We start from the raw sequence: 23,535 nt of genomic DNA, 5'->3' as shown, positions 1-23,535 counted from the left end.
TACATGTTCAGCATAACAACAAAAAAATAAAATACAGGTAAACACAATGGCAATGGAAGATAAAATAAAAGAATTGATGGCGCTTCGTCAGCAAGCTAAACTTGGCGGCGGAGAAAAGCGTATCGAATCCCAACATAAAAAAGGCAAACTTACCGCTAGAGAAAGACTAGAACTTTTACTTGATGAGGGTAGCTTTGAAGAATTTGATATGTTTGTTTGCCATCGCAGTATTGATTTTGGGCTGGATAAAGAATCTTACTTATCTGATGGAGTTGTTACTGGTTACGGAACCATCGATGGAAGATTAGTATATGTGTTCTCACAGGACTTTACTGTTTTTGGCGGATCATTATCCGAAATGTTCGCTCAAAAAATATGTAAGGTTATGGATAAAGCACTTAAAGTTGGAGCCCCTGTAATTGGAATAAACGACAGCGGTGGTGCTAGAATTCAAGAAGGTGTAAAATCACTTGGTGGATATGCAGATATTTTTCAGAGAAATATTTTAGCTTCAGGAGTTATACCACAAATATCAGCGATCTTTGGTCCGTGTGCCGGTGGTGCTGTTTATTCCCCTGCTTTAACAGACTTTATTGTTATGAATAAAAGTGCAAGCTATATGTTTGTAACCGGTCCAAAAGTTGTAAAAACTGTAACCGGAGAAACAGTAACAGAAGAGGAATTAGGCGGAGCGATGGTTCATCACCTCAAAATCAGGTGTTGCGCATATGGTGTCTGATGATGAAGAAGAAGGAATCTCATTAATCAGAAAACTATTAAGTTATCTTCCGCAAAATAATTTAGAAGATCCACCTATTTTACCATGTGATGATCCGATTGACAGATTAGAAGATGCACTTAATTCAGTTATACCAGAAGCTACTAACAAACCTTATGATGTAATTGATGTAATAAATTTAGTTGTAGATCAACATGAGTTTTTGGAAATCCAAAGACACTATGCACCAAACATTGTAACTGGTTTTGCAAGATTTAATGGAATGCCTGTAGGTATAGTTGCAAATCAACCTAATTATCTTGCTGGTGTTTTAGATATAAATTCCTCACGTAAAGCTGCACGATTTGTAAGATTTTGCGATGCTTTTAATATTCCTATTGTAACTTTTGTTGATGTACCTGGATTTTTACCCGGAACTACGCAAGAGTACGGCGGAATAATAATTCATGGTGCAAAACTGTTATTTGCATATGGAGAAGCTACTGTTCCAAAGGTAACTGTAATCCTTCGTAAAGCATACGGCGGCGCTTACGATGTAATGAGTTCAAAACATTTACGCGGTGATATTAACTACGCCTGGCCGGGTGCCGAGATTGCTGTTATGGGTCCAAAAGGTGCTATTGAAGTTCTTCATCAAAAAGATTTACAATTGATTACTAATCCGGAAGAAAGAATAAATTTTGTAAAAGAACGCGAAGATGATTACCGTAAGAAATTTGCAACACCTTATGTGGCTGCAAAGTATGGTTATATCGATGATGTTATCGAACCAAGAAATACAAGATTCAGAGTAATTCGTGCGTTGCAGTCACTTGCAACAAAAAAGGATGTAAATCCGCCTAAAAAACATTCTAATCTACCATTATAAAGAAAGGTTAAAAAAGTTTTTTAGGATTAATACAACAAATTACAATTGATACAACTAATGTTACTATAAATAAAAACTCTCATCTGTTTCAACAGATTGATCCCTGGGGAATAGGAATGACAGTTATTGGATATGTAGTAGTTTTTGTAGCCCTGCTTTTCTTATATATTATCTTTTCAAATCTTACAAAAGTATTAAATATTAATGTTAAAAGATTATTAAGACGTGAGGGTAAAATAGAAATAAGTAAAGAAGATTTGGAAATTTCAGGTGAAGTTAATGCTGCAATTGCAATGGCAATTCATCTTTACTACGCAGAAGTGCATGATAAAGAAAATACGGTTCTAACTATTGATAAAGTATCAAAAACTTACTCACCGTGGAGTTCTAAAATTTACGGATTAAGACAACATCCCAGACTATAGAGGTAAAAAAATGAAAAAGTTTAAATTTACTATACAAGGTAACAAGTACGATGTTCATATTGTTAACGTTGAAGATAATGTTGCAGAAGTTGAAGTCAATGGAGCAGTTTACAATGTTGAAGTTGATAAAATAATTTCACAAAGCAAAACCCCAAAACTTGTTAGATCTCATGCAGTTCCTTCAACAGAATCTCGTAAAACTGAACAAAGAACCAGTGCACCAGCATCTCCCAAAGGAGCAGGTTTTATTAAATCTCCGCTTCCGGGTGTAATTCTTCAGGTTTATGTAAAAGAGGGTGATAATGTAAAGGTCGGAACAAAACTACTTATGCTGGAAGCTATGAAAATGGAAAACAATATCAATGCAGATAAAGAAGGTGTTGTTAAATCCATTAAATTTAAAACCGGTGATTCTGTGCTTGAAGGTGATGTACTTATCGAAATTGGAGCCTGATTATGGAACAGTTTTTTTCAATTTATGGCAAATGGTTTCAATCAGTTTTTTAGATACACTGCTTTTCCCAATTTCACAGTCGGTCATATAGTAATGTTAACCGTAGGACTCATTTTTATTTATCTTGCAATCGCAAAAGAATACGAGCCGCTTTTATTAGTACCTATAGGTTTTGGAATACTCGTTGGGAACATACCTTATCTACAAGGGGCAAATCTTCAAATCGGTATTTACGAACCCGGAAGTGTTATGGGTTATTTATACTTTGGTGTGCTCAAAGGTATTTATCCGCCATTAATATTTTTAGGAATTGGCGCGATGACAGATTTTTCTGCATTGCTTTCGAATCCTAAATTAATGCTGCTGGGCGCGGCTGCGCAAGTTGGTATTTTTGGGGCCTATATGATTGCACTTTTTTTAGATTTTCTTCCACAACAAGCCGCAGCAATTGGTATAATTGGCGGAGCAGATGGACCGACTGCAATTTTTCTTTCATCTAAATTAGCACCAGAATTAGTTGGAGCAATCGCAATATCAGCATATTCATATATGGCACTTGTACCTGTAATCCAACCGCCGATAATGAGATTATTAACAACAGACAAAGAACGACTAATTAGAATGAAACCACCTCGTGCAGTTTCTAGAACCGAAAAAGTCCTCTTCCCTATCGTCGGCTTAATTCTCACTACTTTAATTGTCCCTAGTGCAATGCCTTTGTTAGGTATGTTGTTTTTTGGAAATCTTTTAAAGGAAAGCGGCGTAACTAAAAGATTAGCTGACACTGCTAAAGGATCCCTGATAGATATTGTAACAATCCTTATTGGTTTAACTGTTGGTGCTTCAACTCAAGCAACAACTTTTTTAACTACTCAATCAGTTGGAATATTTGGATTAGGCGCTTTCTCTTTTATAATAGCCACAACAGGTGGAATTCTCTTCGTGAAGTTTATGAATTTATTCCTTAAAGAAGGCAATAAAATTAATCCTCTAATAGGAAATGCAGGTGTTTCTGCTGTACCCGATAGTGCAAGGGTTTCACAAGTTGTTGGATTAGAGTATGATAAAACAAATCATTTGCTTATGCATGCTATGGCACCAAATGTTGCGGGTGTTATAGGCAGTGCAGTTGCAGCTGGTATTCTGTTAAGTTTCTTTATGGGATAGATGTGAAAAGTTTGAAGTTAGTAGTAGGTAGGATTTCTGTTTTTCCACCTGCTACTAACTATATACAACTTACTTTTTAAAATGATCCTCGTTAAATTTCTTCAACCTAAATTCTAAGTCTTTAAACTGATCTCTTTTTACAAGTGATACACAAGCACGAATTCCTTCTAATCTTTCACTACCTGTAATCGCCAGTGAAATTGCGCTTATACCGTAGTACAAAAGTTCATTCAATAAATCTTCTCCTGTATAACCGGGATACGAAAATGTAAAATAAAAACCATCCGCAATAGGTTCATCTTCATCTTTATCATAAACGATAATAAAGCCGTTATCAATAAAAAGTTTTTTCATAATCTTTGCTTTTTCACCGTACTCTTTTACTTCTTCAACAAAATTAAGTTTACCTTCATTTGCAGCTTTAAATATTGCCGCAAGAGCGTACTGTGCTGAGTGTGATATTCCGGCACTAATTGCATAAATACTTCCATAAATCATTGAGTGTCCGAATTGGTCTTTTGTGTAATATTTTTTTAGGTTGGGATAATTTCTTTCGTACAACTCATCTGAAATTATCATCATACCAACCCTCTGTCCTGCATAACTAAATGCTTTTGAACTTGAAATTGTCAGAATAAAATTATTAGTATAATTTGCAACTGTTGGTTGATAAGGTGGTACACCCGGTTTAGACATATCACGTCTAAAATCCATAGCAAAGTAAGCAAGATCTTCAATGGCAATAACATCATATTTATTACACATATCCCCAATTATCTTTAATTCCTTTTCAGTAAAACAAATCCAGGAAGGATTATTTGGATTTGAGTAAAGCATACAGGAAATATTTCCTTTGCTTAAAATTGATTCCAGTTTATTAAGTAATTTTTCACCTCGATAATTATAAACATCAAATGCTTCCATTTTTTGATTAAGTACCCTTAGTTGTTGGCGATGAACTGGAAAACCGGGATCAATTAGAAGAGTAGTATCTTTTTCAGGATTACATCTGTTCAAAGTCATAAATGCTGCAAAGCTCCCCATCATTGATCCGCAGGTGGGAACACATCCCTCTGGACTAACATCAATATCCATGAAAAGTTTTACAAATTTAGATGTTTCAAATTTAAGAGAATGAACTCCATAAATATCGGGATAGACAGCGGCAACACCATTTTTTAATGCTTCAATTTCAGCTTCAACTCCTACTTTTGTTGGAGGCAACCCGGGAATCCCCATTTCCATCCTTACAAATCTTTCTCCGCTAGCTTTTTCAATTTCATCAACTAGTTTTTTTACCTCACGAATGGATGCTTTGCCGGGACTTTCAAGTTTGCTGTCTTTTACTTTTTGTGTTACAATTTGATAGTCAATCGGTGTGTTTTTATTAAGTAAATTCATAGAATTGCCAATAAAAATTGTTAAATATTCTTTAATCAAAATTAACAAGCAATGATTGTGGAAACAAGTAAAAGTCAAGAAATCAGTTTAGTTATTAACAATAATGATAGTTATATACACAGCATTAAATTATTTACACTTATGAAAAATAAATTAACTAATTATTGTTATTCATTTCTACTCGGTGGAATTATTTTGAATATAATTATTTGATCCTGGAATGAAAGCGTGCACCGCTCAGGTAGCTTAAGTAATACTTTAAAAAAAATCTAAAGTCTCTAATTAATTTTATCCGATCCATACCATTGAAATAAACCTATTTAATATGCGTCACGAATCCACAAATCACACATATCAAAACTAAACAATGAACATTCATGGAAAATAATTATATTTTGATATAAAGCTGAAAACATTTTCAAATAAAATAAGAAATAAAATGCCTACTGCAGTTATCACCGGAGGCTCGGGTTTTTTAGGATCACATCTTTGTGATAAGTTATTAAATGAAGGTATGCAGGTAATATGCATAGATAATTTGTTAACCGGAAGTTTGGATAATATTCAGCACCTTTTTGGTAATTCTAATTTTCATTTTATTAATCATGATGTTACAAATTATATACACGTACCCGGTAAGGTTGATTACATACTTCATTTTGCTTCTCCTGCTAGTCCGATTGATTATCATCAGCTTCCAATACAAACGTTAAAGGTTGGATCATTAGGCACTCATAAAGCATTAGGATTAGCTAAAGAAAAAGGAGCTCGTTTTTTACTTGCTTCTACTTCTGAAGTTTACGGAGATCCATTAATAAATCCTCAAATGGAAGACTATTGGGGTAATGTAAATCCTGTTGGTCCTCGCGGAGTTTATGACGAAGCAAAAAGGTTTGCCGAAGCATTAACTATGGCTTATCAGAGATACCATAAACTAAGTACTCGAATAGTACGAATCTTTAATACATTTGGGCCACGTATGCGCCTCAATGACGGAAGAGCAATTCCTGCTTTTTTTTCTCAAGCCCTGGCTAATGAACCCATTACTGTATTTGGAGATGGAAAACAGACCAGAAGTTTTATATATGTTGATGACGAGATTAATGGTATTTTAACGTTACTATTCTCTGATGAAAATGAGCCGGTTAATATTGGTAACCCTGAAGAGATTACAGTTAAACAGATAGCGGAAGAAATTATTCAAATAACAAATTCAAGCAGCAAAATTATATACAAGGAGCTGCCCGTTGATGACCCTAAAGTAAGGCAGCCGGATATATCTAAGGCAAAGATAAAATTGAACTGGGAACCCGTAATTGATAGAATTGAAGGACTTAGAAGAACGATGGAATATTTTAAGGAAAGATTAAAAATAACGGAATAATTCAATTTAATTGTGTCCGGGTTTTACACCTTACTTTTATCATATTGGTAAAGTTTTACTTCCTGTAGATAATTTTTACAATATCTGTCTAATCTTGAATAATTTATCTGTAAAATGAGATAATAAATCAGTTTTTATTTTGGTTAAATAATTGTAATATTTTAAAATAATTTTTATAAAAGAGGCAAATGAGATCTATTAAAATTTACACTTCGTTTTTTTTCTTACTATTATCCTTCATTTTGGCGCCGGGTTTTAACCTGGTTTATGCACAAGATGAAGAGGAACAAATATTATATTACCAGATGGAACCGCTGGATGACAGTTTGTTTATTCAAATACAGGAGCAGCTTTTTATAGATCCGCCTGATCCTAAGGCTGAGATTGTAGTTGATTTGCGTCAGTCGACTGACCAAACAATTTCTGTAAAAGGAAGTCTATACCCTTTACTTGCACTAAAACCTGAAATACGTGCTAGAATAATAACTTACCCTTTTAAACTTAATTTAGAAGAAACTATTAATTACGGCAGTCTCTTTACCAGAGTTTTGGATAAATTAAGATTTAATAATATTCTTAATCCGCCTACAGTTTTTCAGATTTCTCCTACTTTAGGATATATAAACCCTTATATTCAAATAATGGGCGGCGAAAGATTCGGAATACCGTTAAAGAAAGATATTGGAATTTCTATAGGATTTGGAACTCCATACTCCGGAGCGCTTGAAACTAATTATGCTGAAGTAAATTTTCATATACTTGGCGTTAAAGCAGGTGCTTTTACATCTATAGATGCTATGACCGAACTTAAAAGTTCAAATAATCATAATAACCTGTTTGTAACTAGTGGTCTTCAAGTATCATATACGATTCCTTTCGGTAATTTCTTTGAAATTGGTTACTTAAGTGCCCCGGATGAATTTGACAAATCTTTAATTGATCGGTATACTAAGAATACTGTAAATAAAGGTAATATTATTCTCAACCCCGATAGTTCTATTAAATACCAGCCTTATTTGCTAACAGGCGGTTTTTTAAATTGGGAACTCAGGTATCCTGTTAAATTTATGGGAGCATTAAGGAGCAAGTTTTATGTAGCTGACTTTATTGACGAAATGCACGCTGGATTTATGGGAAGAGAAATGACCCTTGGCGGAAGTGTATTTGATTTGAGAATGGATTATATGTTTAACAGTGCTGTCAGACCTAATCAATTTGTTATTGATATTAGTGTTCAGAAGATATTTGATTACTGGGCGTACAGCACAATATCAATAGGTCCTAGTGCTGTAGTCGGTAGGGTTTCAAGCGGTGGCATAGGTTTAACTTCTATATTTATGAATTTAAGAGTTAAGATTGGTAGTTCGCTTTAATTGAATTTTTAATTTGCTATTTGTCATTCCAAGTGAATAAGAGGAATCTTGTCATTTCTGCCGTAGGCATCCTCAGAGGGAGGCCTTTGGACCTGCAGAAACTTTTTAAAGATCTTTCACATGCTTTCGAGATGACGACATTTTGTATTGTCATTTTGCGTTTATCGGATCGATCGGGAGATCGATCCCTACATTAGAAGACGAATATAAGTCATATTTAGATATGATAATTAGCTACATGTAAATATCCTACAATTGCGTCAACTGAAGAGCCAATAAATTCTAAATACATCCCTTAAAATAAATTCAATTTTTAACTAAAATTTCTTTAATTTTAAATAAATCAAAGAAAAGTCTATTATTTTAATTCATCAAGAGTAAAATATGTCCATCTTAAAAAATATTTTATTAGTATTTATATTCTTAGGTTTTCTTACTGTATTACCCGCGCAGACTTCTCAACAGATACAGCAGAAACTTAATCAGGAAGGCATCTCAACTAAAAAGGATGTTGTTGAAGAACTGAAAAAAAGGAATATGACTGAAGATGATGCACGACGTCTTGCTAAACAATATGGAATGGATTACGACTCCTTTATTGCTACTTATATAATGGGTGGAAGTACAACACCCTTACCTCCGGCAGTTACCAATATTACAAATTCACCTGATAGCTCAACTAAAAATGTTACTAATGTAATCGTAACTTCAGGTGAACAAAACAACCCGCCGGTTGAAGAAATAAAAGTTGATAGATCCCCTGCCCCGACCGAAGGAGGTTTGGAGTATTTTGGTTATAATCTTTTCAAAAATATACCATCTTCATTTGAGCCCTCTGAAATAGGGCCTATCGATCCGGGTTATATAATTGGGCCCGGTGATAATCTTCGTTTATCAATATGGGGTGCAGCAGAACTTCAATATCAATTAACAGTCGATCCGCAAGGAAATATTTTTATTCCAACAGCGGGTCAATTTTTTGTTTCCGGAACTACTTATGAATCCCTGCAGAATAAACTTACGGCGTACCTATCTAAATTTTATGAAGGATTAACATCTGAGCCGCCAACTATATTTCTGGATATATCTCTTAGTAAACTTAAACCGATTAAGATATTTGTTACGGGCGAAATTGGGCAGCCGGGCGGATATAATATAAGCAGTTTTGCAACAGTCTTTAACGCACTTTATTCCGTTGGAGGACCGCTTACCTCCGGAAGTCTTAGAGAAATAAGAGTAATACGTAATAACAAAGTGCTTACTACTGTAGATATTTACGATTACATATTAAAAGGTCAGCTGATTGGTGATGTAAGACTTCAGAATAATGATATGATTTTTATTCCTCCTAGAAAGAAATCAGTTTCAATAACAGGTGAAATATTCAGACCGGCTATTTATGAACTTAAGGAAGGCGAAAACCTGCAAAAGATGATTGAGTTTGCAGGCGGATTAAATGCAACGGCTTATACAGGAAGAGTTCAGATAAATAGAATTATTCCTTTTGAAAAAAGACAAAATACACAGATAGACAGAGAATATATTGATGCGGATATTTCATCTGTAATAAATAAAAGTGCAGACATCCCTTTATATGATAAAGATATTATAACAGTTTTTCCCATACTAAATAAATTGGAAAATTTTGTTACAATTGAAGGCTCTGTTTACAGACCGGGTACATACGAATCAAATACCGTTAAATCGTTAAAAGAGTTGATTAAAAAAGCCGGCGGTGAACTTCCTGAAACCTATTATGGAAAAGTTGACATTATTAGGACAAGACCTGATGAAAGTAATGAATTTATATCTGTGGACTTAGCGCAAGCGCTGCAGGGCGATCCTGATAATAATATTACCCTACAGCCGCGCGACAAAGTAAAAATCTATTCCATTTATGAACTTGTTGACAGAAAAAATGTTTCAATATCAGGGTATGTAAAGCAAAGTGTAACTCTTCCCTATGCCGACAGCCTGACATTATTTGATATGGTATTTAGAGCAGGCGGTTTGCAGGATCCATTTTTTAGAGGCAGAGCTTTTACTTTGAGAGGTGACCTGATAAGAGTTAACCCTGATGGTGTAACAACCAGAATCATCCCATTTGATCTGGAAAAACTTCTACACGATCAATCTTTTAATATGCAGCTGCAGCCCGGTGATAAGATTTATATTTACAGCGCAAGTGTAGAAAAGGTTCTGGATAAATATGTTACAATTGAAGGCGAAGTAAACAATCCCGGTAAATTTCCTTTAAATTCTAATATGACAGTAATGGATCTGATACTGCAGGCGGGCGGATTTAATGAACAATCCTTAAGAAACGAAGTATATGTAAACCGAATTAGACCCGGCGGATATTCCGGTGACAAAATTTCAGAAACATATACCGTTCAATTGCCTCTGTTTTTTACTAAATCATCAGGCGAGCTTGGTGATACATCCAAAACAGATTTTAAATTACAGTATAAAGACATTGTGGTGGTTAGAAAAAATCCAAACTACACGCCCCAAAGAGTTGTTAGGATTATGGGTGAAGTTAATTACCCCGGCACTTATGTGCTTGAAAGAAAATCAGAAAATTTACTGGAATTAGTACGTAAAGCAGGCGGACCAACAACTGAAGCATTCCTTTTCGGCTCTACATTCACGCGTGATGGGAAAAGATTAATGATTGATTTGGAAAAATTATTTGACGGTGAAGATGAGGACCAGGATGTAATTTTAAATAATGCTGATGAAATATTTGTGCCTAGACAACCAAATACTGTTTTTGTAACCGGTGAAGTTAATAACCCCGGCTTATATAAATATATACCTGGTGATAATGTAAAAGATTATATTGATAAAGCCGGCGGCGAGACTGACAGCTCTAATTATATTTTATATACTAAGGCAAACGGCGAAACAAATAAAGTTGGCTTCGGATGGTTTTCCGGTAACCCGACTGCTTATGACGGCTCTGTTATTATTGTTACCAAAGAACCGCCGCCGCCGCCCGAAAAAGAGGGACCAGCACTTTGGAGTAATATAAAAGATATTTTTGCTATTGTTGCAAGCGCCGTAACTATTATTGTACTGGCAAATCAGCTTAAGTAAAATAGATTGTCATCCCGAATCTGCTTTGCAGGCAGGCTGGTTTCGGGATCTTGTTTTGTCATTCTGAATAAAATGAAGAATCTGTTTTCTCATTCAGAACAAAGAGAGGAATCTGAAAGACCAGCTGACGCGGACTATTCCGTGGCAGAAATGTATAATACCACGGTGCGACCGTGGCAGCTGAAAAAATCTTTTGTACTTAAAATTAATCTTTAAATAATTTAATATTTCAATTTTATAATTTCATTACAATGTCAGAAAATATACAAGACCCTAAAACAGAAGAAGAAGAACAAGAAGACACCAGAACTTTTGAAGAAAAGTTTACATCTTTTATTCAAAAGGTACGACCATATTTTACAAAGTTATGGTCTAACCGAAAATATTTTGCAATTGTTAACTTCGCAGTTTTAATCCTAACACTGGCTTATCTTTTATTCTTAACCAAACCTTATTTTGAGAGTACCATAACTATATTACCTGAGTATGGCAGCAAATCATCTTCTATACTCAGTCAGCTTAGCGGCTTAGCATCTATTGCAGGGGTAAAAGTAGGTGAATCAGCACCCACAGAGATTTATCAGAACCTTATATCCAGCGAATCTGTTCTACAGAATGTTATTTATGCTAAATATAAAACCGAAAAGTTTTCTGATTCTGTTGACCTGATTAAATATTTTGAGTTGGACAAATCTGAGGATAATTCAGCGCTTGAAAAACGAAAAAAATTTCTAAGCCTATTTAAAACTCTTCAAACAGGTATAATCTCCACTGATGTTGACCGCATGACGAAAATATTAAACATTAAGGTTACTATGCCTGAGGCTCAGCTCTCTTCAGATGTTGCCAATAACATTGTTAAATCGCTTGATCTTTACATACGTACACAGCGCAAATCTTACGCTACGGAACAGAGTTATTATATTGCAAAGCGAACAGCTCAAATTAAAGATTCATTAATCACAGCAGAAAATGCCTTAAAGGATTTTAGAGCCCAGAATAGAATGACTTCACAATCTCCTAATTTATTATTGGATCAGGGTCGTTTAATGCGCAATGTAGAAATACTGCAGACTGTATTTATTGAATTGACTAAACAGCTTGAGGTTGCAAAAATTGATGAGATTAAAGATGCGCCTGTAGTTAATGTCAAAGAGTATTCAAAAAATCCGGTTATAAAAGCCGGTCCAAGAAGAGCTTCTTCACTAATTACAATAATGTTTTTTTCTTTACTGTTAAGCTGTATTTATTTTTTATTCAAGGATGATTTTCTGAAATATTATAAATTGATCAAGGGCTAAACTCACTTTATTTATTATAAAATTCTAACTCATTGAAATTCTGATTAATTTTAATTGCCTCCATGTCATTTGGGATGAAATGATAAATCCTGTACGGAATAAAATATTTTGCCCCGCTTTATTTTTTTTCCCTTACTTTCTTAATCATTAATATCTCTATAGATTTTTATATAATTTAATACTTACGATTCTGTAAAATGTAAATTAGCAGTATGTAAAAATTGAAAACAATACCCGAAACAATCAAAAAATTTACTCTTATCGGTTTATCCCTTTTCCTGTTTAAATCAGTCTTAATTGTATATGCTTATGTATTTACAAAAGAACAGTATAATCTTTTCAATCAATCTTATTATACGGCTTCATTGCTTATACTTTTCGGTTCAATGGGATTTGACATAGCTCAGACCCGCATACCTGTTAAAACTTTTCGACTACTGATATTTATAATAATTAACATTGTAATTACATATATAATCCTGCAGTTAATTTCAAACCCCTTTTCCGATATTAGTGAGATTATTCCGGTTATAGTTTATAGCATCTTTACTGCTCTTGGCGGCGTATTGAACTTTAAATTATTATTTATCGGAAAATACAAGACCTACTTTTGGGTAATGTTTTTGTTTGCGGTCTTTCATTTTATGATAATACCGTTAGTTATTTTTTTTCATATCAGTATTTTTATTGTTCTGTCGGTACTTATAATAATCTGGTTTGTTGTGGTCTATAGACTTTTTGATAAAGAGTTTACAAATGAATATAGTTTTGCTCAATATTACAAAATAGGCTTTTCAGCATTCATTATTAATTCCGCGGTTTCACTTGCGTTAGCAGGGGATAAATTTATCGTTAATCATTTTTTTGCTGCGGATATTGCAAATGCATATACATTTGCCTGGAGTTTAACCGTACCCATTTTCTATATAGGCAACATCGTAGAAAAATATCTCTTCGCAGAACCTAAACCGGATAAAAATCGTATCTTGAAAAAAGGATTTTTATTTTCTGTTCTGCTGATATCTTTATACACTTTTGGAATAATTACATTAGTAAAAGTATTCCCTTCCCTGCTGCCGTCTTCTATTTCAAGAGAAATATTTGCAAGTATCTTTACATTTATGATTACAGGCTACTCATTGTATGTAATTTTTCATTTTCCTCTTAATACTTACTTATTTAAAGTGGTGGATACATCTAAACAAAAAATTATTTCAATATACTATAGTGTTATTATATTAATTTTTCTTGTACTTTTTTATTTTATAAAAAATTATGCTGCTGAATTCAATTATCGTACGCTCCTGACAGCAGTATGGTCTTACATTTTTATTTTATTGATTGTAAAAGCATTTATAATTTTCAAAGATAAAAGTGCAGAATTAATTGCTTCCGATGAAATCATTTCTAAAGAGATTCAGGAATTACCCTGATGAATAATTTACCCGGTAAAAAAACGTTTATTAAGCAATGCACCTATTACCTTCTTACTCTTGCTGTCATTGGAATTGTCAGCCGTGCTTTCCCTGCATTAAGTTCACTTTATTACATCGTGCCCGTTGTGCTTTTAATTAGTATAATCTTAGGTATATACTTTAAGCTATATAAATATCTTAATTTAAGATCGGCAATAATAATATTTGCATTTCCGTTTTATACACTTGCTGCATCAATCTGGTCTTTATATCCTATAATTACTTTTCAGAGATCAGTTTTTCTGATTTTTATGTACACCGGAATTTTAGCTGCTGTGCTCCTATTCAAAAGAAATTCTTCAAATGGAAGTATTAGTTTCTTAATACCTGCAAATATCTTTATCATTATTATTTCGGTTACTGCATTAATTACAAACACCCTTACAGAAAATTGGAGTGGCGGCAACAGTTTGGGTTTTATGGGCTTTGCCGGGCATCAGAACGCACTTGCAGCTGCACTTCTTTTTACACTTCCGGGGATAATTGCTTTGGGCATTGAGCAAAGTGCCAAGCGCATAGAGAATTCCAAAAAGCATTATTTTATTTTTGTGTCTATTTTCTTACTCCTTACTTCTAACCTATTACTTCTCCTGCTCACCTATTCCCGTGCAGCTATTTTAGCTCTATTTGTTGGAATTATTACATACCTGTTAATTGCAAAATCAAAAAAAATATTTGCAGTATTATTTTCGATTTTTACTGTAATACTTGTCTTGTACTTCAGCGTTTCCCAAATTCATAATTCAATCAGTGAAGTATTAAATAAGGACGGAGGAAGAATACTTGACAGGCGAATGATATTATGGGAACCATCTTTAGAAGCAGCTAAACTAGGAGGTATTTTTGGTTTGGGTTATGGAGTAAGTGCTCCTAACATTAAAACTCCAATATCAACCGGAAGCCACTATGAAGATGGAAGATATATACGCGAAAAAGGAAACTCCGTTTTAGCCTTAATTGAAGAAACCGGATTGATAGGATTACTACTTTTCTTGTTACCGATATTTTATATTACCTTAAAATTACTTTTCAAACGTTTTAAACTGCTCACTCCTCACTGCTCACTCCTCACTGCTGCCTTAGCAGCTATGCTCATTCATTCTCAATTTGAAGGCTGGTGGGTTGGTGTTGGAAGTGTACCATTTCCTCTTTTTTTAATATTTTTGTTTATGGCTTTATCATCAACATTTTCTTAAAAAGCAATACAGAGGCGGATTAAAATGTGCGGCATATTCGGTGTAATTAATACTAAAGATAAGATTGATGAAGGCAGAGTGCTTGCCGCAAGGGATATTCTTGCTCATCGCGGACCTGATGATAAAGGGATCTACATTTCTAAAGATGCCAATGTTGCATTAGCTCACCTCCGACTCTCAATTATCGATCTTTCCCCTTCTGCTCATCAGCCGATGACAACACAAGATGGCAGATATACAATTGTTTACAATGGAGAAATTTACAACTACAAAGAGCTTAGTAAGCAGTTAATAGTAAACAGTAAACAGTCGAACGAATCAAATTCTTTACTGATCACTGATCACTCATCACCCATCACTGATCACTCATCACTACTTTCTAACAGCGATACGGAAGTTATACTCAAACTATATATTAAGTACGGCAAAGACTGTCTGAATATGCTGCGCGGTATGTTTGCTTTTGCTATATGGGATGATAAAGAAAAAACTCTTTTGCTGCGCGGGACCGCTTTGGCATCAAACCTTTTTATTATTTGAATAATGACAACGAATTTATTTTTCCTCGAGCTTAAAGCAATAAAGCATTATAAAAATAATCTTACAATCTCCAGCAAAGGTATTGATGCGTTTTTAGAAACAGGTTCGGTTCCTGCGCCTCTTACCATTTATAACGAAGTATCTTCCCTTCTTCCGGGACATTATTTAGTAATCAGAGATCAGAAATTAGAGATCAGTGAATATTGGAGTTTTAATAATTTATTTACGGAAAACTCATCACTCATCACTGATCCCTCATCACTGTTTCCTGCTCACTCATCACTCATCACTGATTCCTCATCACTCATCACTGATCACTCATCACTCATCACTGAACAAAAGTATGACAACGATGCAAAGAAAAAAATAAGAACCGCGCTGCTTGATTCCGTTCGTTCTCATTTAGTATCCGATGTTGAAGTTGGTGCTTTTTATCCGGCGGAATTGATTCCACTGCAATTGTATCGCTTATGCGGCAGGTTGGACAGGAAAAAATAAAAACCGTTTCTATGGTTTTTCCCGGTAATAAACTTGATGAATCTAAATACGCCAGAATCGCAGCCAAAAAATACAACACCGAGCATATTGAAATCCCCTTTTATGAAAAAGATCTGCTTGATGACTTTGAAAACATAATGGCTTCAATGGATCAGCCCACTATCGACGGCATAAATACGTACTTTGTTTCTAAAGCAGCTAAGCAGGCTGGACTTAAAGTAGTGCTTTCCGGCTTAGGAGGAGACGAACTTTTCGGTGGTTATCCTTCTTTTATTAATATTCCAAAATACCAAAGAATTAAAAATATCCCTTTTGCAAAAATTTTAATGAAAGCTGCTGCGCCACTGCTTAAAAATAAATTACCGGCTAAAGCAATTGAGTATTTTAACAACCCAGATGCGCCAAATGCTGAATACAAACTTATGCGTGGATTGTTCACAAATGCCGAACTGAAAACCCTTGGTTGGTCTTGTCATCCCGAACTTGTTTCGGGATCAACGTCCGTCATTGCGGGAGAAGCGCGGCAAGCACCACTTAATGATTTAAGCGCCCTTCAATATGTCTCTATGATGGAAACAACATGCTATATGCGCAACCAGTTACTGCGCGACAGCGATGTTTTAGTATGGCGCATTCCCTGGAACTTCGTGTGCCTTTTGTAGACCATCTTCTATATAAAACTGTTCTTCCTTATATTGATAATGCCTTTGATAAAATTATCCAAAAAATGTTAGTTGATGCAGTTGGGGATATTCCTTTAGAACTGATTAACAGACCAAAAATGGGCTTTACTTTTCCTTTTGCAGATTGGATGAGCAACGGTAAACTTAAAGAATTAATAATTCAAATCTAAGATTCTAAACTGAACCCCCTTGATTAAACATTCAGCACTCAACATTAACAAGCTTCATTGGTCACGACTCTGGGCGCTTTATGTACTCTCAAAATTTATTTAGAAATTAAGATATAGTTAGTAATGCAAGTTGTTCATTTTCACAGAAAAGTAATAAAAAGCAGCCATTATAGTATTGAAGGATTTTATAAAAATGTCCGAAATGCACTAAGTGATAAGTTTGATATTGAATATAATGAGTGCAGTTATTATAGCAATGGACTATTCAAAAGGCTATACAACACGATTGAAGCCGCATTTAAAACAAATGGACGTTAATCATATTACAGGTGATGTAAATTATCTTAATTTATTTTTTAGGAAAATAAAAATATTGTAACAATCCTAGATTGTGTATTACTGGACAGATTAACTGGTATAAAGCTGCAAATAGCAAAATTATTCTGGTATTCAATTCCTATTGCAAGGGCTAAGTTTGTTGTAGCAATTTCACAGGCAACTAAGGATGAGATTCTTAAATATGTAAAATGTGATCCGGATAAAATAAAAGTAATTCACGTTTCAATATCCCCTGTTTTTCATCGTGTGGATAAAGAATTTAATAAAGAGAAGCCGATAATACTTCATATAGGTACAGATACTAACAAAAATCTTATTAGACTCATAAAATCTATATCAGGGTTAAACTGTAAACTACATATCATAGGTGTGCTTAGGAGTGAAGTAATAAATGAGTTAAATGAAAATAATATTGATTATGCAAACTTTACATACTTGTCAGATGAAGAAGTATTTGAACAATATATTGCCTGCGATATGCTGGCATTCGTTTCTACTTACGAAGGTTTTGGAATGCCGATAGTTGAAGCAAACACTGTTGGCAGACCTGTTATTACTTCTAATTTACTATCAATGCCCGAAGTTGCGGGTGATGCGATTAATTGTTAATCCTTTTAACGTTGAAGAAATTAGAGGCGGTATTCTTAAAATCATTAATGATGACATTTTTAGAAACAATTTAATCCATAATGGCTATAAGAATGCTAAAAGATTTAACCTAAATGATATCGCTGAGCAATATGGTATATTATATTCAAAAGTTTTAAATAGTAACTAATAATATTATTAGGAATTACCCAATTGTTAATTTCGAAAAGTTAAGAGATAATGAAAGATTTTAATAAAAAAGCCAGAAAGCTTAAATTCACCTACTGCTTTACCATTTGATAAGGAAGATGAAAAGAAATGGCAGGAACAAAATAAAAACTGGTGGGAAACCCACCCAATGCGTTATGATTGGAATGAAGAATTACAATACAAAGAATTCAGTAAAGAATTTTATAAGGAAATAGATAGAAGAGGTTTTTTTCTAATGCAATTGAATTTTTACCTTATAAAAAATTCCGTTTGAAAATTGATTGATTTTGAATCCTTAAAAAATAAGAAGGTTCTTGAAATAGGGGTTGGAAATGGAAGTCACGCCGCATTATTAGCAAAATACGCTAAAGATTTTACCGGCATTGATCTAACAGACTATGCAATTACAAGGCTTCAAACAGATTTAAAGTTTTTGAACTTAATGGTAAAATATTAAAAATGGATGCTGAAGCTTTACAATTTGAAGATAATTCGTTTGATTTTGTTTGGTCCTGGGGTGTTATTCATCATTCTTCTAATACAAGAAAAATCTTAGAAGAAATACAAAGAGTTTTGAAACCGGGCGGCGAAGCGATAATTATGGTTTACCATAGGAGTATATGGGTTATTACATAGCCAGTGGATTTATACAAGGAATTATTTTAGGAAAGCTCTTCAAATACGGTTCATTAAAAAATTTAGTCCAAAATCTAACAGATGGGTTTACAGCGAGGCATTACTCTATAAAAGAGTGGAAAGATGGTGTAAAGGATCTTTTTGAAATTAATTATGTAAAAATATTTGGTTCTAAATCTGAACTATTTCCGATCCCCGCTGGAAGATTGAAAAATAAAATTATGGATATTACGCCGAACTCAATTACACGATTTTTAACAAATACATCGTAAACAAGGAACTTTTTTGTTAATAAAATTATTAAAAAAATTAATTAGGAAATATGTTGTTCGATTATTTTAGTTTTACAACTTAATTGCTAAAAATAATGGCAAATAACAACAAACGATTTATTTTTCTTTTAAGCCACCCCATACAGTATTTTTCCCCACTGTTTGTTAAAATTGCTGAACAACCTGATATCGATTTAATTGTTCTATATTGTTCTGATGAGAATGTCAAAGGACACATTGATAATGGTTTTGGTGTTGAGGTTAAGTGGGATGTTCCACTGCTAGAAGAGTACAATTACAAATTTCTGAAGAATAATTCTTGAAACCTTCTATCTTTAATGGTTTTTTTGGATTAATTAACTTTGAAATATTCCAAATTCTAAAGAAAGAAAGAGGAAATTTTTTAGTTGTACACGGTTGGAATAATTTCACAAATATGATTTCAATTGTTCTTGGTAAAATGTATGGATTAAAAGTCTGTATCAGAGGTGACAACCCTTACAATCAGGAAATATTAAAGAATAAAATATTTCTTTCATTTAAAAGAATACTGCTTGGAAAATTATTATTTAGTTTCATTGACTATTTTTTGTATGTAGGAAAACAAAATAAAGAATACTATAAATATTATGGAGTACCTGAACGTAAATTTGTTTTCACACCTCATGCAGTCGATAATGACAGATTTAAAAATGAATACGAAGAAAATAAAGACAAAAAACGCATAATAAGAAAAGAGCTTGGGTTGCCTATTGATCAAAAGATTATCCTCACTTCAGGTAAGTACATATACAAAAAGAGACCAATGGATTTATTAAAATCTTATCATTTGTTAAGCGATGAAAATTCAGCATTAATTTTCTTAGGCGATGGCGAACTTAGAAGTGAAATGGAAGAGTATATTAAAGCAAATGTAATAAAAGGTGTTTATCTAACAGGCTTTAAAAATCAAACTGAAATTGGAAAATATTTTGCTTGTGCTGATATCTTTGTACTTCCATCTGGTGCAGGTGAAACCTGCGGAGTTAGTAGTTAATGAAGCAATGAATTTTAGCCTGCCACTTGTTTTATCAGATCAAATTGGCTGCGCTAATGATTTATTGAGAGACGGGCAAAATGGTTTTCAATTTGAGTGTTCAAATGTTGATGACTTAAAAACAAAGATGCAGATTTTATTGTTTGACAAAAATATGAGAGATAGTTTTGGTAAGGAATCTCTTAAAATAATTGAAAATTATAGTTATTCATCAATAATAAATTCTTTGAGAACACTATATTTTTAAGAGTTTAAAAAGTTCTTATTATAAAATGTGTTTTTTTTTAACCTTATTAAAATATTATTTAATAAAATATGAAACATCCGTTTGCTCATATTAAAATAGAAGCACCAATACAATTTGCGTAGTTTAATTTTTCATTTTTCACCTCATATCAAAATATTCAGTTTCAAAATCTTTTTTACGATTATGTGCTTATATCAATTGGAAAGCAAATTTTACATTTGAGAAAAATGCTGTAGTAAATTTTTATGATAATGGATTTCTTGTGTTTGGAACTGAGAGAAGCAGTTTTAGAGGTTGGGCTGGTCGTATTTCAATGTACATTAGAATGGGTGGTGAACTTAACATCTATGGATATAATCATATAGGGCGTGGTTCCCTGATTTGGATATTAGAAGGTGGTAAAATTAGTTTTGAAGGGAATACCTTCACCGCCGGAAATTCTAAGATAATCTCAAAGAGAGTGTTAAAATTGGTAAAGATTGTGCAATTGCCTGGGGTGTAACAATTTGTGATCATGACTTTCACAAATTATATATAGAAGGAGTGCAACAGATTGAAACAGCACCTGTGATAATAGGTAATAATGTCTGGATAGGTATGAATGCCACCATTCTTAAAGGAGTAACAATTGGCGACGGCGCTGTTATAGCTGCTCATTCAGTTGTCACAAAAGATGTTCCAGCCAGATCATTGGTTGGGGGTAATCCTGCAAAAATTATAAAAGCAGAAATTGAATTTAGAGGATGATAGATTTTTCTAATGTATAATGACAATGTTAGAATAAGTGTCTGTCTTTTAGTATATAACCATGGTCATATACTTGCAGAGATAATCGAATACATTTTAGCCCAGACATATAATGATTTTGAATTTATTATAAGTGATGATAATTCCACAGATTATTCCCGGGATATTATTCAAAAGTATGCTGTTATTCATAAAAATATTAAGGCAATTAAGACACCAATAAACCTTGGAATGGCTGGCAATGCAAATTATGCGATCTCACAATCAAAAGGTGATTTTATAGCTTTATTGCACCTATGATGATTCGGTCGAAAGCAGATTACTGGAAAGTGGATGAATGTAATTAATAAATCTAATAATATTGCGTTTGTATTTAACGAATATAATCTTGGGAATAACATCATTTATCATAGAAAAATGAATTATCAATTCAATGAAATTATGAATGGTGATTTATTTTTAAAATAAATATTTACTCAAATATTGGGGTTGCCCTGTTAGAGGCACAGCTTTAATTAGAAAAAGTTTTATGATGAGATTGGTGGAATGGATGAAAAATTTGGAATGCTCGCAGATGTCGACCTTGGATGAGATTAAGCGCAAAATGGGATGTCGGATATGTAAATGAACCGCTCATTAAAGTTAGGGTGGAAAGACCAACAGATTATCCAAAAGATTATACGACTTTTTCCTGGGACAGGATTTTTCTCTTATTTGATATACATTCGAATAATATTAATAGAAATAATTATCCAAATTATTTACAATACAAATTAAAGAGGTTTGTATTTAGAAATAAGGTAAGCTTTGAAATAGTAAATGGTATAGGTATTCTTTTTATAAGAATAAAAGACATACGAAAATGCTATCCTGCTGGTGGCATTAAATTGGAATTATTTTATGTAAATTCATTATTAGTATTGTCAGATTTTGTTTAACTAGTTTGAAGATTGACGCTATCTATAACGGTTTTATTAATAGAACTATTCTGAAATATAATTTATTCTTTAAATAGAAAATAAAATCTATTATAATGTCTAAGAACTCAAGTGTACAACACCGCGCATTCAGAAATTCCTTTGTTGGATTCATCTCATTTATTTTTTCGTTCGCTCAGACTATAATACTAGTACCGATTTTATTAAAATACTGGGGCAACGAAAAATATGGTGTTTGGTTAGCATTATATGCTGGTTTTTCTTTACTTCAATCCCTGGATTCAGGCCACATAAATTTTATAGGTAATAAAATGAATATTACTTATCACGTCGATAAAAATGAATTAAAAAATACTCTTGCATCCAGTTTTTATATGGCGGTTATCATAGGGGTAGTACAAATATTATTGGTTATTTTATTAGTTCTATTTAATTACCTCCGGCTTTTATGGTATTAATTCAGTTGTACTAACAAAATATGCGGTCCCTTCAAGTTTACTTATTCTAATAACTTTTTGGTTTATTTCAGGTAGCATTGGTGGTATTTTACACAAACTTATGGTGCCAAGTGGTTTTTCCCACTTTCAAGCTCAGTGGTGGGGTGTTTTATATAGATTTTGCCAATTCTTTTCAATTTTAATAGTAACTATATTAGCGGTAGTATTTTAGAAGCCAGCATCTTTTGTATTGATACAAATTATTGTTTATGGTTTTACTTTACATAAAGAAAAAATTCCGGAGTTCTATCCTTGGTGGCAAGGTGCTAACCTAAAAACAGCTTTAAAAATTTTTAAGCATTCGTTAGTACTCACGCTAAATAGTTTTATTCCTGCAATTAAATAATAATGGGCTCATACTACTTATATCTAATCTATTTTCATCTGTGGTTTTGCCTGCATTTACTACGATAAGGACAATGACTAATACCGCCCTTTCAATCACAAATCTTTTGATAAATTCTATATTACCTGATTTTGTTAGATACCATACTACAAAAGAAAAGGAAAAACTTAATTCCGTGTTTATTGCAAATTGGTTTTTTAGCGGTGTAGTTGTTAATATAGGAATTATATTGGTGATCCCTTTTGCTGAAATAATATTTAGAATCTGGACAAAAGGAATAATAAATTTTGATTTTAAACTTTTTATTAGTCTAGCTGCAAGTATCTCAGTGATTAATTTCGGTGCGGGGCTTTATAATTATCTCTATGGAATAAATAATCTCCGTGCGATCACAGTGATTACTTTATTTGGATTTTCATATTATTTAGCCGGTCTTATGGGCTTAACGGGTATTGGTGTTGCAGTTCTAATTAGTGAAATATTTTCTTCAATTGTATTACCCTATTTTTATGTGCAAAAAATTCTAAATACTTTTAACGGAAGTTTAGATATCAAAGCAAGTTTGACTGCAACAGCGGCACCATTGATCATACTGATTTTTACATCCTCTGTACTATTCGGGATTGAATTCAGTTATTATATTTGGGGAATAGCATTGTCATTAGTTATTCTTACTTACATTTTTAATTGGTCAATTTTGGATAAAGAAGTCAAAGAACGATCTATCAACTTGCTCCGAAATTTATTTTAGATATAATAATAAGAAAATAAAATATTTTGTTGAATATAAATAACTTAGATAGGCCATAAATTGAAATGAAGATTTGTAGTTAAATGGTATTTAATAATTTGATAACATAATGTCCCAGAGATGATGTATGGTACCGGTGTAAAGTATCAATATTT

At 33.2% G+C, this 23,535-nt stretch carries 28 protein-coding genes and 1 pseudogene; 28 read left to right on the top strand and 1 reads right to left on the bottom strand.

Annotated features, from left to right (window positions below; genetic code table 11):
• The first annotated feature begins 46 nt into the window (after window positions 1-46).
• The 4 genes and pseudogenes from IPJ23_04025 (at window position 47) to IPJ23_04010 (ending at window position 3,653) form a co-directional block, all read left to right on the top strand.
• Window positions 47-1,607, top strand: a pseudogene (locus IPJ23_04025) (acyl-CoA carboxylase subunit beta).
• Between the two features lie 116 nt (window positions 1,608-1,723).
• On the top strand, window positions 1,724-2,032 hold the full coding sequence (locus tag IPJ23_04020; GenBank protein ID MBK7629865.1) for an OadG family protein: 309 nt from the start codon (window positions 1,724-1,726) through the stop codon (window positions 2,030-2,032).
• Between the two features lie 10 nt (window positions 2,033-2,042).
• Complete coding sequence (locus IPJ23_04015) at window positions 2,043-2,486, top strand: biotin/lipoyl-binding protein (GenBank protein ID MBK7629864.1); 444 nt, start codon at window positions 2,043-2,045, stop codon at window positions 2,484-2,486.
• A gap of 24 nt (window positions 2,487-2,510) precedes the next feature.
• Window positions 2,511-3,653: a sodium ion-translocating decarboxylase subunit beta gene (locus tag IPJ23_04010; protein MBK7629863.1), complete on the top strand. Its 1,143-nt coding sequence runs from the start codon at window positions 2,511-2,513 to the stop codon at window positions 3,651-3,653.
• Window positions 3,654-3,722: 69 nt separating this feature from the next.
• Here the strand turns inward: IPJ23_04010 and IPJ23_04005 are convergent, their stop codons facing one another.
• Complete coding sequence (locus IPJ23_04005) at window positions 3,723-5,054, bottom strand: pyridoxal phosphate-dependent aminotransferase (GenBank protein ID MBK7629862.1); 1,332 nt, start codon at window positions 5,052-5,054, stop codon at window positions 3,723-3,725.
• 439 nt (window positions 5,055-5,493) lie between these two features.
• Here IPJ23_04005 and IPJ23_04000 point away from each other — a divergent pair, with 439 nt between their 5' ends.
• From IPJ23_04000 to IPJ23_03885, 24 genes are all read left to right on the top strand, one after another.
• Window positions 5,494-6,438 carry an SDR family oxidoreductase gene (locus IPJ23_04000; GenBank protein ID MBK7629861.1) on the top strand — a complete coding sequence of 315 codons (945 nt, stop codon included), beginning with the start codon at window positions 5,494-5,496 and terminating at the stop codon, window positions 6,436-6,438.
• 188 nt (window positions 6,439-6,626) lie between these two features.
• Complete coding sequence (locus IPJ23_03995; GenBank protein ID MBK7629860.1) at window positions 6,627-7,811, top strand: hypothetical protein; 1,185 nt, start codon at window positions 6,627-6,629, stop codon at window positions 7,809-7,811.
• 384 nt (window positions 7,812-8,195) lie between these two features.
• Window positions 8,196-10,910, top strand: coding sequence for an SLBB domain-containing protein (locus IPJ23_03990; protein ID MBK7629859.1), 2,715 nt, complete (start codon window positions 8,196-8,198; stop codon window positions 10,908-10,910).
• A 251-nt stretch (window positions 10,911-11,161) separates the two neighbouring features.
• Window positions 11,162-12,211, top strand: coding sequence for a hypothetical protein (locus IPJ23_03985; GenBank protein MBK7629858.1), 1,050 nt, complete (start codon window positions 11,162-11,164; stop codon window positions 12,209-12,211).
• Window positions 12,212-12,432: 221 nt separating this feature from the next.
• Window positions 12,433-13,644 carry a hypothetical protein gene (locus tag IPJ23_03980; GenBank protein MBK7629857.1) on the top strand — a complete coding sequence of 404 codons (1,212 nt, stop codon included), beginning with the start codon at window positions 12,433-12,435 and terminating at the stop codon, window positions 13,642-13,644.
• Window positions 13,644-14,882, top strand: coding sequence for an O-antigen ligase family protein (locus IPJ23_03975; protein ID MBK7629856.1), 1,239 nt, complete (start codon window positions 13,644-13,646; stop codon window positions 14,880-14,882). The genes IPJ23_03980 and IPJ23_03975 overlap by 1 nt, the downstream gene beginning before the upstream one ends.
• 24 nt (window positions 14,883-14,906) lie before the next feature.
• Window positions 14,907-15,422, top strand: a complete 516-nt coding sequence (locus IPJ23_03970; protein MBK7629855.1) for a hypothetical protein — start codon at window positions 14,907-14,909, stop codon at window positions 15,420-15,422.
• A 3-nt stretch (window positions 15,423-15,425) separates the two neighbouring features.
• Entirely contained in the window at window positions 15,426-15,920 is a 495-nt protein-coding gene (locus tag IPJ23_03965; GenBank protein MBK7629854.1) for a hypothetical protein, read from the top strand.
• Window positions 15,893-16,582, top strand: coding sequence for an asparagine synthase (locus IPJ23_03960; GenBank protein MBK7629853.1), 690 nt, complete (start codon window positions 15,893-15,895; stop codon window positions 16,580-16,582). Before IPJ23_03965 ends, IPJ23_03960 begins: the two co-directional genes overlap by 28 nt.
• Window positions 16,501-16,773, top strand: a complete 273-nt coding sequence (locus IPJ23_03955) for a hypothetical protein (protein MBK7629852.1) — start codon at window positions 16,501-16,503, stop codon at window positions 16,771-16,773. Before IPJ23_03960 ends, IPJ23_03955 begins: the two co-directional genes overlap by 82 nt.
• A gap of 123 nt (window positions 16,774-16,896) precedes the next feature.
• Window positions 16,897-17,091, top strand: a complete 195-nt coding sequence (locus IPJ23_03950; GenBank protein MBK7629851.1) for a hypothetical protein — start codon at window positions 16,897-16,899, stop codon at window positions 17,089-17,091.
• A gap of 267 nt (window positions 17,092-17,358) precedes the next feature.
• Window positions 17,359-17,721, top strand: coding sequence for a glycosyltransferase (locus tag IPJ23_03945; protein ID MBK7629850.1), 363 nt, complete (start codon window positions 17,359-17,361; stop codon window positions 17,719-17,721).
• A gap of 466 nt (window positions 17,722-18,187) precedes the next feature.
• Window positions 18,188-18,367 carry a class I SAM-dependent methyltransferase gene (locus tag IPJ23_03940; protein ID MBK7629849.1) on the top strand — a complete coding sequence of 60 codons (180 nt, stop codon included), beginning with the start codon at window positions 18,188-18,190 and terminating at the stop codon, window positions 18,365-18,367.
• Window positions 18,361-18,546, top strand: coding sequence for a class I SAM-dependent methyltransferase (locus IPJ23_03935; GenBank protein MBK7629848.1), 186 nt, complete (start codon window positions 18,361-18,363; stop codon window positions 18,544-18,546). Before IPJ23_03940 ends, IPJ23_03935 begins: the two co-directional genes overlap by 7 nt.
• Window positions 18,531-18,818: a hypothetical protein gene (locus tag IPJ23_03930; GenBank protein ID MBK7629847.1), complete on the top strand. Its 288-nt coding sequence runs from the start codon at window positions 18,531-18,533 to the stop codon at window positions 18,816-18,818. The genes IPJ23_03935 and IPJ23_03930 overlap by 16 nt, the downstream gene beginning before the upstream one ends.
• Before the next feature lie 95 nt (window positions 18,819-18,913).
• Entirely contained in the window at window positions 18,914-19,141 is a 228-nt protein-coding gene (locus tag IPJ23_03925) for a hypothetical protein (protein ID MBK7629846.1), read from the top strand.
• Window positions 19,138-19,854 carry a glycosyltransferase gene (locus IPJ23_03920; protein ID MBK7629845.1) on the top strand — a complete coding sequence of 239 codons (717 nt, stop codon included), beginning with the start codon at window positions 19,138-19,140 and terminating at the stop codon, window positions 19,852-19,854. The genes IPJ23_03925 and IPJ23_03920 overlap by 4 nt, the downstream gene beginning before the upstream one ends.
• Window positions 19,829-20,101, top strand: coding sequence for a glycosyltransferase (locus IPJ23_03915; protein MBK7629844.1), 273 nt, complete (start codon window positions 19,829-19,831; stop codon window positions 20,099-20,101). Before IPJ23_03920 ends, IPJ23_03915 begins: the two co-directional genes overlap by 26 nt.
• A 262-nt stretch (window positions 20,102-20,363) precedes the next feature.
• Entirely contained in the window at window positions 20,364-20,603 is a 240-nt protein-coding gene (locus tag IPJ23_03910) for a hypothetical protein (protein ID MBK7629843.1), read from the top strand.
• Window positions 20,604-20,698: 95 nt separating this feature from the next.
• Window positions 20,699-20,848: an acyltransferase gene (locus IPJ23_03905; protein ID MBK7629842.1), complete on the top strand. Its 150-nt coding sequence runs from the start codon at window positions 20,699-20,701 to the stop codon at window positions 20,846-20,848.
• Window positions 20,849-20,860: 12 nt separating this feature from the next.
• Window positions 20,861-21,148: a glycosyltransferase family 2 protein gene (locus tag IPJ23_03900; protein MBK7629841.1), complete on the top strand. Its 288-nt coding sequence runs from the start codon at window positions 20,861-20,863 to the stop codon at window positions 21,146-21,148.
• A 287-nt stretch (window positions 21,149-21,435) separates the two neighbouring features.
• A complete protein-coding gene (locus IPJ23_03895; protein ID MBK7629840.1) occupies window positions 21,436-21,786 on the top strand; it encodes a hypothetical protein in 351 nt (116 codons plus the stop codon).
• A 95-nt stretch (window positions 21,787-21,881) separates the two neighbouring features.
• Entirely contained in the window at window positions 21,882-22,244 is a 363-nt protein-coding gene (locus IPJ23_03890) for a hypothetical protein (protein ID MBK7629839.1), read from the top strand.
• 458 nt (window positions 22,245-22,702) lie between these two features.
• Entirely contained in the window at window positions 22,703-23,380 is a 678-nt protein-coding gene (locus tag IPJ23_03885; protein MBK7629838.1) for a hypothetical protein, read from the top strand.
• The last annotated feature ends 155 nt before the right edge of the window (window positions 23,381-23,535 follow it).

Source organism: Ignavibacteriales bacterium (genome assembly GCA_016709765.1).
Classification (GTDB): domain Bacteria; phylum Bacteroidota; class Ignavibacteria; order Ignavibacteriales; family Ignavibacteriaceae; genus IGN3.
The sequence above is the reverse complement of the archived record's forward strand: the minus strand, read 5'-3'. Positions and strand labels throughout refer to the sequence as shown.